Here is a 12,223-nt window from a genome sequence, read left to right as displayed (position 1 = left end):
CCCCGTGACGCCGACCTCCCCCGGCGCCGCGCGGGCCTGAACAGCCTCCAGCGCGATCGAGATTTCCAGGCGCGCACTCGTCGTCAGGAAGGTATCCATGCAACCGAACAACATCGCGGCGACCAAGGACAAGAACGGGCACGGCGCCAGCAAGAAGAAGCCGCCGTCCCGCAGGCGCGGCGCCGACGGGACCCACCTGGATGTGCGAGAGATGCAGCTCCAGGCGATCCTGGAGGTGCTCAAGGCGGTGAAGGCGGGCAACTTCTCCGCGCGCGTCGGCATCGGCGAGGTGCCGGGGACGATCGGTCAGATCGCCGACGAGGTGAACGACGTCGTCCAGCAGCTGCAGACGGTCGGCTCGGAGATCACCCGCGTCGCGCGCGAGGTAGGCACCGAGGGTAAGCTCGGGGCGCAGGCCGAGGTCCAGGGCGTCAGCGGGACGTGGAAGGACCTGACGGACAACGTCAACGTGCTCGCGGGCAACCTGACCAACCAGGTGCGGAACATCGCGGTCGTGACGACGGCGGTGGCGAACGGCGACCTGTCGAAGCAGATCACGGTCGAGGCGAAGGGGGAGATCCTCGAGCTGAAGAACACCATCAACAAGATGGTGGAGCAGCTGCGGGCGTTCGCGTCGGAGGTGACGCGCGTGGCGCGCGAGGTAGGCACCGAGGGCAAGCTCGGCGCGCAGGCCGAGGTGCGGGGCGTCAGCGGGACGTGGAAGGACCTGACGGACAACGTCAACGTGCTCGCGGGCAACCTGACCAACCAGGTGCGGAACATCGCGGTCGTGACGACGGCGGTGGCGAACGGCGACCTGTCGAAGCAGATCACGGTCGAGGCGAAGGGGGAGATCCTCGAGCTGAAGAACACCATCAACAAGATGGTGGAGCAGCTGCGGGCGTTCGCGTCGGAGGTGACGCGCGTGGCGCGCGAGGTAGGCACCGAGGGCAAGCTCGGTGCGCAGGCCGAGGTGCGGGGCGTCAGCGGGACGTGGAAGGACCTGACGGACAACGTCAACGTGCTCGCGGGCAACCTGACCAACCAGGTGCGGAACATCGCGGTCGTGACGACGGCGGTGGCGAACGGCGACCTGTCGAAGCAGATCACGGTCGAGGCGAAGGGGGAGATCCTCGAGCTGAAGAACACCATCAACAAGATGGTGGAGCAGCTCCGGACCTTCGCCGCGGAGGTGACGCGCGTGGCGCGCGAGGTAGGCACCGACGGCAAGCTCGGCGGTCAGGCGCAGGTGCCCGGGGTCGCCGGCACGTGGAAGGACCTGACCGACAACGTGAACCAGCTCGCGGGCAACCTGACCAACCAGGTGCGCAACATCGCCCTGGTGACGACGGCGGTCGCCAAGGGCGATCTCTCGCAGAAGATCACCGCCGAGGCGCGGGGCGAGATCCTCGAGCTGAAGGACACCATCAACAAGATGGTGGAGCAGCTGCGGGCGTTCGCGTCGGAGGTGACGCGCGTGGCGCGCGAGGTAGGCACCGAGGGCAAGCTCGGCGCGCAGGCCGAGGTGCGGGGCGTCAGCGGGACGTGGAAGGACCTGACGGACAACGTCAACGTGCTCGCGGGCAACCTGACCAACCAGGTGCGCAACATCGCCCTCGTCACGAAGGCGGTCGCGAGCGGCGACCTGTCCCAGAAGATCGCGGTCGAGGCGAAGGGGGAGATCCTCGAGCTGAAGGACACCATCAACAAGATGGTCGACCAGCTGCGCGCGTTCGCCGCGGAGGTGACCCGGGTGGCGCGCGAAGTAGGCACCGACGGCAAGCTCGGCGGCCAGGCGCAGGTGCCCGGGGTCGCCGGCACGTGGAAGGACCTGACCGACAACGTGAACCAGCTCGCGGGCAACCTGACCAACCAGGTGCGCAACATCGCCCTCGTCACGAAGGCGGTCGCGAGCGGCGACCTGTCCCAGAAGATCACGGTCGAGGCGAAGGGGGAGATCCTCGAGCTGAAGGACACCATCAACAAGATGGTCGATCAGCTGCGCGCGTTCGCCGCGGAGGTGACCCGCGTGGCGCGCGAGGTAGGCACCGAGGGCAAGCTCGGCGGCCAGGCGCAGGTGCCCGGGGTCTCCGGCACCTGGAAGGACCTGACGGAGAACGTCAACGTCATGGCCTCGAACCTCACCTCGCAGGTGCGCGGCATCGCCAAGGTCGTGACCGCGGTCGCGAACGGCGACCTCCGCCAGAAGCTGGCCCTGGAGGCCAAGGGCGAGATCGCCTCGCTGGCCGACACCATCAACGACATGACCTACACGCTCCGCGTGTTCGCCGAGCAGGTGACGACGGTGGCGCGCGAGGTCGGTATCGAGGGCAAGCTCGGCGGCCAGGCCAAGGTGCCCGGCGCGGCCGGCACGTGGAGAGACCTCACCGACAACGTGAACCAGCTCGCCGGCAACCTCACCACGCAGGTGCGCGCCATCGCCGAGGTCGCGACCGCCGTGACCAAGGGCGACCTGACCCGGGCCATCTCGGTCGAGGCGCAGGGCGAGGTCCTTCAGCTGAAGGACAACATCAACCAGATGATCTCGAACCTGCGGGACACGACGCGCGCCAACCAGGAGCAGGACTGGCTGAAGACCAACCTGGCGCGCTTCTCCGGGATGATGGCCGGGCAGCGGACCATCGAGGCGCTCTCCCGCCTCATCATGTCCGAGGTCACCCCGCTCGTCTCGGCGCAGCACGGGGCCTTCTACGTGCTGGAGTCCGAGGACAAGCACCCGACGCTCAAGCTCACGTCGAGCTACGCGTTCCAGAAGCGCAAGGGCATCTCCAACCGGTTCGCGCTCGGCGAGGGGCTCGTCGGGCAGTGCGGCCTCGAGAAGAAGAGCATCGTCGTCACGGACCTACCGGACGACTACATCCGGGTGAGCTCGGGCCTCGGCGAGGCGCCGCCGCGCAACATCTGCGTCCTGCCGGTGCTCTTCGAGGGCGGCCTCAAGGCGGTGATCGAGCTGGCGAGCTTCCAGAACTTCACGCCCATCCACCTCACGTTCCTCGAGCAGCTCACGCAGTCGATCGGCGTCGTGTTCAACATGATCGGCGCCAGCATGAGGACGGAGGAGCTGCTCCAGGAGCTCCAGAGGTCGAACACCGAGCTCGGCTCGCGCTCGCAGGAGCTGGAGGAGAAGGCGTCGGAGCTCGAGATCAAGAACCGCGAGATCGCCCGCGCCAGCGCCTCCCTGGAGGAGAAAGCCAGGGAGCTGTCGCGCACCTCGAAGTACAAGTCCGAGTTCCTCGCGAACATGTCGCACGAGCTGCGCACGCCGCTCAACAGCCTGCTCATCCTCGCCAGGATCCTCGCGGACAACGAGGAGCACACGCTCACGCCGAAGCAGGTCGAGTACGCGAAGACGATCGCCGCCGCGGGGCAGGACCTCCTCCAGCTCATCAACGAGATCCTCGACCTCTCCAAGATCGAGGCCGGCAAGATCGACGTGAAGACCCAGCGGGTGTCGCTGTCCGAGCTCGCGGAGTACGTCGAGCGGAGCTTCCGGCAGATCGCCGAGCAGAAGGAGCTCGAGTTCTGGGTCCGGGTCGGGACCGGCGTGCCCTCGACGATCATGACGGACTTGCAGCGGTTGCAGCAGATCCTGAAGAACCTGCTGTCGAACGCCTTCAAGTTCACGTCGTCCGGGCGGATCTCGCTCGAGATCGAGGTGGCCAGCCGGGGGCTCGGGTTCAAGCGGGACACGCTCGTCAAGGCGAAGACCGTCCTGGCGTTCGCGGTCACCGACACGGGCATCGGCATCCCGCCGGAGAAGCAGACGCTCATCTTCGACGCGTTCCAGCAGGCCGACGCCTCCACCAGCCGCACCTACGGCGGCACGGGCCTCGGCCTGACCATCAGCCGGGAGCTGGCCAGCCTGCTCGGCGGCGAGATCTCGCTGAACAGCACGCCCGGGCTCGGCAGCAAGTTCACCCTCTACCTGCCGGCGGAGCGGCCCGAGCAGAAGGCCGCGCGGCCGGCGCGCGCCGAGCTGCCCGAGCCGATCGCGCCGCTGCTCACGAACGGCTCCGCCGGGGTCGCGCTCACGGGGCGGAACGTGCTCGTCATCGACGACGACGCGCGCAACGTCTTCGCCATCACGAGCCTGCTCGAGCGGCGCGGGGCGCAGGTGCTCCTCGCCGAGAACGCGCGGCACGGCATCGAGATCCTGCGCGAGTCCGACGCGAGCATCGATATCGTGCTCATGGACATCATGATGCCCGAGCTCGACGGTTACGAGGCGACGCGCGAGATCCGGAGCGATCCCCGCTTCAGCGAGCTGCCGATCATCGCGGTGACGGCGAAGGCGATGCCGGAAGACAGGCAGAAGTGCCTGGACGCCGGCCTGAACGACTTCGTGGCCAAGCCCGTCGACGAGGGGCGGCTGATGTCGGTCATGCTGCACTGGCTGCGGCACGACTGAGCCACGGAGCCGCCCGGTGTCCACCGCTCCCGCGACCAGCATCCTCCTTGTCGACGACCAGCCCGAGAACCTGGCCGCGCTCAAGGCGATTTTGGTCGACGAGAGCTACCGCCTCGTGACCGCCGCGAGCGGGAAGGACGCGCTCCTCAGGATCCTGTCCGAGGACTTCGCGGTCATCCTGCTCGACGTGCGGCTGCCGGACATCGACGGCTTCGAGGTGGCCTCGCTCGTCAAGCAGCGGGAGCGGTCGCGCCACACGCCGATCATCTTCCTGACCGCGGCGACGGACGATCTCTCGGCCATCTACAGGGCGTACGCGGTCGGCGGCGTCGACTACCTCTTGAAGCCGCTCGAGCCGGAGGTCGTGCAGGCGAAGGTCGCGGTCTTCGTCGAGCTCCACCGGCGCGGCGAGCAGATCAAGGAGCAGGCCGAGCTCCTGCGCAAGGCCGAGGAGCGGCGGCGCGACGCCGAGGTCGAGGACCTGCGGCGCGCCGCCCAGGCGAGGTACCAGAACCTGGCCGACGCCATCCCGCAGTGCGTCTTCACGGCGAAGCTCGACGGCAGCGTCGATTACGTGAGCTCGCGCTGGCTGGAGTACACGGGGCTCGCCTTCGACGCGCTCCGCGGCTGGGGCTGGCAGGCCGCGGTGCACCCGAACGACCTGAACCAGTTCGTCAGCAAATGGCGCCGCTGCGTCGAGTCCGGCGAGCCCCTCCAGGGCGAGTGTCGCCTCAGGTCCCGTCACGGGGTCTACCGCTGGCACCTCTGCCAGGCGGTCCCGGAGCGGGACGTGTGGAAGCGCGTGGTCGGCTGGCTCGGCAGCTTCACCGACATCGACGACAGCAAGCGCCACGAGCAGGAGCGCATCCACCTCCTGACGCGCGAGCGGGCGGCCCGCGCCGAGGCCGAGGCCGCGGTGCGCCGCTCGGAGCTCCTCGCGGAGGCGTCGAGCTCGTTCTCGGCGTCGCTCGACGAGGCCAGCGTCGCGGCCGCCCTGGTGCGGATCGCGGCGGAGCGCATCTGCACCTGGTGCGTGCTCGACCTGCGCAAGGAGGGCGGCGCGTGCAGGGTCGCCGCCGCGCATCGGGCGCGCGGCGCGGCGCGGTTCGCGGAGCGGTTCGGCCCGCGGGAGCTCCCGCTCACCGAGGGCGGCGTGGGCGCGGTGCTGACGAGCGGCCGCCCCGACCTGCGCGTCGAGTGCGCCCCGCGCGACGTGGCGAGGGCGCTCGACATCGACGATCCGGCCGAGATCCAGCAGATCGGGGCGAGCAGCTACCTGTGCGTGCCGCTCGTCACGCGCGGCAACGTGCTCGGCGCGCTCAGCATGATCTGGGTGGAGCCGGGCGAGCGCTTCGAGCCCCCGGATTTCGCGGTCGCCCTCGACGTCGCGCAGCGGGCGGCGCTCTGCCTCGAGAACGCCCGCCTGCTGCGGCTCACGCGCGAGGCCGTGCAGATCCGCGAGGATTTCGTGGCGGTCGCCTCGCACGAGCTGAGGACGCCGCTGAGCGCGCTGGTCTTGCAGATCCAGGGCCTCACCCGCGCGATCGGCCGCTCGGACGGCGGGCTGCCGGCCGCGCAGGTGCTCGCGAAGCTCGCCCAGGCGGAGGCGCAGATCGAGCGGCTCACGCGGCTCATCGACACGCTGCTCGACGTGACGCGCATCAACAGCGGCCAGCTTGAGCTCAGCCTCGAGGACGTGGACCTGTGCGACGTGGCGCGCGAGGTGGCGGGCCGCCTCGAATCCGAGCTGGAGCGGGCCGGCTGCTCGCTCGACCTGGACGTGCCGGAGTCGGCGATCGGCCGGTGGGACCGGCTGCGCATCGATCAGGTGATCACCAACCTGCTCATGAACGCCATCAAATACGGGCGCGGCAAGCCGATCCAGATGCGGATCTCGGTCGACGGCAGGTCCGCGGTGCTCCAGGTGATGGATCAGGGCATCGGGATCGCGCAGGAGTACATCGCCCGGATCTTCGGGCGCTTCGAGCGGGCGGCGCCGACGAGCTCCTATGGGGGCCTCGGCGTCGGCCTGTACATCGTGGATCAGATCCTCCGGGCCCACGGCGGGAGCATCCAGGTCGAGAGCGCGCCGGGCATGGGGGCGAGGTTTCAAGTGGCGTTGCCGCTCCCGCCCCGAGCGGCTGGATCCTCGGGGCCGCTGGGCGAGCGCCCTGGATCTCCGTTGACCGGTCCTGCCGGCTGAGATCCACCCCCCCGAGCTCGTTGGGCGCTCCCGGAGGTGCGGGCGCCGCTGCGTTGCGCCACGGTTGCAACCGGTGGTTTCAACCATGAAAGGCGGCCCACGCCCATCCCGGGAAAACGGGCGATGCCGGCATCCAGCCATCGTTGGCCTGCAACGTGCAACATGATCGTAACAGAGCGCCCGGTGCAACCACCGGGGGCAGTCCCTCGCCGATCACCACGGAGACACGGAGGCACGGAGCGAACCCAGACCCGTGCCTTCGTGCCTCCGTGGTGCGCGCGTGCATCCGCCGTGAGAGGCGGAAAGGCGAGTGGATCTCCCGGGTGGACATGTTCACGTCCGGACGGGCGCTCCAGGGCTCGTGATCTCCGCATTGCGACGCTGCGTAAACGATCGAAACAGTTTATAGGTTGACGAGCCCTCCGCTGAGCGACGTGATCGGTCCGCCACCCAATCGGTAGTTCAAGTGAAACTTTCTATCAGCCTAGTCGGCCCCTCGATCAGCACTGATGCGCTGATGGCCCAGCCCCCCTCGCTGGAGGCGGTGGGTCGCGCGGCCGGCACCCGCCGGCGGGTCTCCGCGAGCGCTGCCCGGGGCGCCACGTCGCGCAAGCGCGCCGCCGCGCGGCGGACGGACGAGCGCGCCGCGAAGGCGATCCGTCGCGCGCGATAACGCGGCGCGGATGTCGAGGGCGCGCGCTCGCTGACGAAGGCGACGGCCCCGGGCGCGCCGATCGGGCTCAGGCCCCGCGATGCGGGGCCACGGAGGCACAGACGACGCAGAGGAAAGAGAAGAGCCTCTGTGTCCTCTGTGCCTCCGTGGTTTTACCGCGCCTCGGCCTCGAGCAGCGGGCCGAGGTCCTGTCCTTTCATCAGCCGCTCCACCACCTTGACGAGGAGCTTTGGCGTGCAGCCGAAGCAAGGGGTCCCGAGGGCGGCGAGCTTCTGCGCCATCTCGTGGTCGTAGGAGGGCTTGCCGCTGTCGGACAGCGCGAGCAGGCAGATCGACTTCACCTTGCTGTCGGCGAGCTGGCGCATCCGGGCGACGAGCTCCTCCGAGTTGCCGCCCTCGAAGAGGTCGGTGATCAGGATGAGCAGCGTCTTCTCGGGGCGCTCGATGAAGTTGGCCTGAGCGTAGGCCACGGCGCGGTTGATGTCGGTGCCGCCGCCGAGCTGCGCCGTGAACAGCACGTCGACCGGATCGACGAGCATGGGTGTCACGTCGACGACCTCGGTGTCGAAGAAGAGGAGCCGCGTGCGGAGGACATCGAGCGACGCGAAGATCGCGGCCATGATGGAGCTGTAGACGACGCTCTCACCCATGGAGCCCGACTGGTCGACGAGGATGGCGACGTCCCACTCGTGCCGTCGCGTCTGGTTCGCCCAGAAATAGAGTTTGTCGGGCACGATGCGGCGCCGGTCCGCGTCCCATCCTTTGAGGTTCTTGCGGATGGTGCGCTTCCAGTCGAGGTTCCTGAGGACGCGCAGTGGGCTCGTCGTGTTCCGCCGCAGCGCGCCGAGGACGGCGGTGCGGACCTCGGACTCCAGCGCGCGCCGCACCTCGTCGACGACCTCGCGCACGATCTGCCGCGCGGCCTCCCGCGCGGCGTCGGGGATGAGGCCTCGCGCGCTCATGAGGGTGGCGACGAGCTCGACGTTCTTCTCGAGGAAGGGCAGCGTCTCGGGCTCGAAGAGGAGCTGAGTCAGCCCCTTTCTCTCGATGGCGTCCTTCTGGACGAGCGCGACGATGTCGTGGCTGAAGAACTCGCGCACGGCGGACAGCCACTCGGGCACGTACGGCCGCGAGCCGCCGAGGTTCCCGGCGCGCTCGTCGTAGATGAACGAGAGGGCCTTGTCGAGGTCGCCGAGCCGCCGCGGGTCGACGTGGAGGGCGGGCGCTGCGCCGCCGAGGCCGCCGAGGGAGAGGCGCGGGTCGACCCGCTCGGCCTCCGGGCCGAGCGCGAGCCGCCAGCGCAAGAGCGCGTCGCGGTCGGCGTCGGAGAGGTCGTCCGGCGCGGCGGCGGGGGAGGGGGGCGGAGGGGCTTTTCCGGGCTTGCGGGCGCTCATCGCGGCGGGGGGTCGAGGGGATGGCGAGCTGTCCAGAGGACCTGTCTGGCGGACGCCCGGTGAGCCGTCCAGAGGCGCATGCGACGAGCCGTCGAACGCGCTGCGCGAGCGCTGTGCGCGCGCGCTGCACAGAGGCAGAATAGGGGGCGCAGCGGACGGGCACAAGGAGAACGGGCGCGCGCGACGCTGACGAGCGCGCGCGTTCGTCAGCGTCGCGCGCGTCGCGCGCGTCGCGCGCGGTCGCCGGAGCGAGCGGCCGGGTGGGGCGGGCGCGAGGCGGAGGAGGGCGAGGGACGATGCGGGCGCGGACGGGGACGCGGGGCATGCGGTCGGGCGGGGGCGCCGCGGGACGCCGTCGCGGCGGGGCGCTCCGCCGTGCGGCCGCGGTGGCGCTCGCGGCGGCGCCGGTCGCGGTCGCGGCGGCGTGCCTCGAGGGCGGGGTCCCGTGCGGCGACGGCTTTTGCGCCGTCGATCACGAGTGCGTGTTGACCAGGGAGGCGACGCACCTGTGCCTCGCCCCCGGCAAGCGCGACCTCTGCGGCAACGGGGTCGTCGAGGGCGGCGAGATCTGCGACGACGGGAACACGGCGGACGGCGACGGCTGCAGCGCCGACTGCCGGTCCGACGAGGAGTGCGGCGACGGGGTCGTCGATCCCGCGCTGGAGGAGGTCTGCGACGACGGCAACGCGAGGGACGGCGACGGCTGCAGCGCCGACTGCCGGTCCGACGAGCGGTGCGGCAACGGGGTGGTCGACAGGGTGCGCGGGGAGACGTGCGATTGCGGCGCGGGCGGCGTGCTGCCCGCCGAGGCGCAGTGCCGCGGGGCGCAGAACGCGGCGTCCGGCGGGTACTGCCGCGACGACTGCCAGGTCCACTGCGGCGACGGGCGGGTGGCCGAGGAGGAGGCGTGTGATCCGGGGTCGCTCATCACCACGCCCTGCGCGGCGCTGCGCTATGATTTCGGCCGGCCCGGCTGCACGAGCGCGTGCGATGGGCTCTCGACGGCGTCGTGCGGGGACTGGAACTGGCGCCTCCAGGAGCCCGGCACGACGGCGCCGCTGCTCGCCGTGTGGGGACACGGGCCGAACGACGTCTTCGCCGTCGGCGATTCCGGCGCGATCGTGCATTACGACGGCCAGCGCTGGGAGCCCATGGACTCGGCGTCTACGATGTGGCTCGGCGGCGTGTGGGGGAGCGGGCCGAGCGACGTGTTCGCCGTCGGCAATCGCGGCACGATCGTGCATTACGACGGCCAGCGCTGGGAGCCCATGGACTCGTCCACGACGGCCGTCTTGCTCCGCGTCTGGGGGAGCGGGCCAGAGGACGTGTTCGCCGTCGGCCTGGCAGGCACGATCCTGCACTACGAGGGCGAGCGCTGGGCGGCCATGACGTCGCCGGCGTCCGCGGCCCTGTACGGCGTGTGGGGGAGCGGGCCGCGCGACGTGTTCGCCGTCGGCGATCGCGGCGAGATCGTGCGCTATGATGGCGACCGCTGGCAGCTCATGGATTCGCACACACCAGCGGCGCTGCTCGGCGTGTGGGGGAGCGACTCCAACGATGTCTTCGCCGTCGGTGAGGACGGCGAGATCGTGCACTACGACGGCGAGCGCTGGGAGCCCATGGCGTCGCCGGCGTCCGTGGCCCTGTACGGCGTGTGGGGGAGCGGGCCGCGGGACGTCTTTGCCGTGGGCCTGGCAGGCACGATCCTGCGTTATGACGGCGAGCGCTGGGAGCCCATGGTGGTCCCCTCGAAGCTGCTGTACGGCGTGTGGGGGAGCGGCCCGAGCGACGTGTTCGCGGTCAGCATCGACAGCGCGATCGTGCATCACGACGGCCAGAGCTGGCAGCCCATGGAATCGCCCACGCAAGAGGCGCTGGTCAGCGTGTGGGGGAGCGGGCCGAGGGACGTCTTCGCCATCGACGACGACGGCAGGATCGTGCATTACGACGGCGAGCGCTGGGCGTTCATGGATACGCCCCAGTCGTCCGGTTTGTCCGGCGTGTGGGGGAGCGGGCCGGCGGACGTCTTTGTCGTCGGCGAGAGCGGAGCGATCTTGCACTACGACGGTGAGCGCTGGGACGTCATGGAGTCGTCCACGCTCGACCTCTTGTTCGGCGTGTGGGGGAGCGGGCCAGACGACGTGTTCGCGGTCGGCGTGGCGGGCACGATCCTGCACTATGACGGCGAGCGCTGGCAGCCCATGGCGACGCCCGTGCAGGTGAACCTGGGGCCCGTGTGGGGGCGCGGGCCGAAGGACGTCTTTGCCGTCGGCGAGCGGGGCACGCTCCTGCACTACGACGGCATCTCCTGGTTGAAGCTCAATTCCACGACGGACCTTCACCTCCTCGACGTGTGGGGCGACGGCGGCACCTCGTTCATCGTCGGCGAGGGCGGCGTCATCTACCGTCATATCCGGATGGCGCCGCCGTGAAGGCCGCGCAGGCTCCCTCCTTCCAGAGAGCGCGCCGCCGCGCGACGTCGCTCGTGTCGCTCGCGCTGCTGGCCGCGGTCGCGGCGCCCGCGCGCGCCCAGGCGCCGCCCGCCCTGCCGCCGTGGCACCAGGGCGTCTCCGAGGAGCGGAAGCAGAGGGCACACGCGCTCTTCAAGGAGGCGAGGGACCTGCACCGGCGGATGATGCTGGCGGAGGCGCGGGAGAAATACCAGGAGGCGCTCGCCTCATGGGAGCACCCCGAGCTCCGGCTCTACCTGGCGCGGGTGCTCCGGAGCATCGGGCTGCCGCTCCTCGCCCACGAGAGCCTGCGCCTGTCGCTGCAATGGGGGCCTGGCTCGCTCACCCCCGAGCAGGAGCGGGAGGCGCGCTCGACCCTGCGGGCGCTCGCGCAGCGCGAGCTCGCCGCGGTCGAGATCCGCTGTGATGAGCGGGGGGCGCGCGTGCTGCTCGACGGCAAGCCGTGGTTCATCGGCCCGGGCGTCGCGCGCCGGATGGTCACGCCCGGAGAGCACGTGATCACGGCGAGGAAGGAGGGGTATTTCACCGTCGTGAAGCCCGTCCTGGTGCTCGCCGGCAAGGAGGCCTCGGGGCGCGTCACGCTGAGCGTCGACGCCGTCATCGCCGAGCGGCGGTGGGCTCCGTGGGTCCCCTGGGCGACGCTCGGGGCCGGCGCGGCCCTGGGCGTCGCGGGCGCCGGCCTGTGGTGGCGGGCCGACGTGCACCACCGGGACGCCGACCGGCGCCTCGGGGGCGGGTGCGATCCGTGGTGCACGCCGTCGGCCCGCGACGCGTACGACCTCAGCGTCGTCGAGAACCGGCTGGCGATCGGCGCGTTCGTCGCGGGTGGGGCCGCGATGATCACGGGGACGGTGCTGCTCCTCATGAACGGGCCCCAGTCCCACCGCACCGAGGATCGGGGCGGTGTTCGGATCGAGCTCTTGCCCGTGCTGCCGGGCGACGTGGCCGGCCTGTCGGCTCGGCTCGCCCTCTGATCCAGCGGGGGCGCGGCGGGCAGGGTGGAGCGCCGTCGGGCGCCGGCGCGCCGCGCTCCCGCGGCGCAGGTGCCCAACC

5 protein-coding genes are annotated in these 12,223 nt (G+C 70.6%); 4 read left to right on the top strand and 1 reads right to left on the bottom strand.

Annotated elements, in window-relative coordinates; translation table 11 throughout:
- Positions 1-97: 97 nt before the first annotated feature.
- Positions 98-4,429: a HAMP domain-containing protein gene (locus tag WMF20_RS43575; RefSeq protein ID WP_437607656.1), complete on the top strand. Its 4,332-nt coding sequence runs from the start codon at positions 98-100 to the stop codon at positions 4,427-4,429.
- Between the two features lie 16 nt (positions 4,430-4,445).
- Positions 4,446-6,632, top strand: coding sequence for an ATP-binding protein (locus tag WMF20_RS43570; protein WP_437607653.1), 2,187 nt, complete (start codon positions 4,446-4,448; stop codon positions 6,630-6,632).
- 825 nt (positions 6,633-7,457) lie between these two features.
- Here the strand turns inward: WMF20_RS43570 and WMF20_RS43565 are convergent.
- Positions 7,458-8,699 (bottom strand): VWA domain-containing protein, encoded by a 1,242-nt coding sequence (locus WMF20_RS43565; RefSeq protein WP_437607651.1) that lies wholly within the window; start codon positions 8,697-8,699, stop codon positions 7,458-7,460.
- A 296-nt stretch (positions 8,700-8,995) separates the two neighbouring features.
- Here WMF20_RS43565 and WMF20_RS43560 point away from each other — a divergent pair, with 296 nt between their 5' ends.
- Positions 8,996-11,131: a DUF4215 domain-containing protein gene (locus WMF20_RS43560; RefSeq protein WP_437607649.1), complete on the top strand. Its 2,136-nt coding sequence runs from the start codon at positions 8,996-8,998 to the stop codon at positions 11,129-11,131.
- Positions 11,128-12,144: a hypothetical protein gene (locus tag WMF20_RS43555; RefSeq protein ID WP_437607648.1), complete on the top strand. Its 1,017-nt coding sequence runs from the start codon at positions 11,128-11,130 to the stop codon at positions 12,142-12,144. The genes WMF20_RS43560 and WMF20_RS43555 overlap by 4 nt, the downstream gene beginning before the upstream one ends.
- The last annotated feature ends 79 nt before the right edge of the window (positions 12,145-12,223 follow it).

It is taken from the genome of Sorangium sp. So ce834, from assembly GCF_051521425.1.
In the GTDB taxonomy this organism is placed as follows: Bacteria; Myxococcota_A; Polyangia; order Polyangiales; family Polyangiaceae; genus Sorangium; species Sorangium cellulosum_D.
Note: the sequence above shows the minus strand (reverse complement) of the source record. Positions and strands in the feature narration are given on the sequence as shown.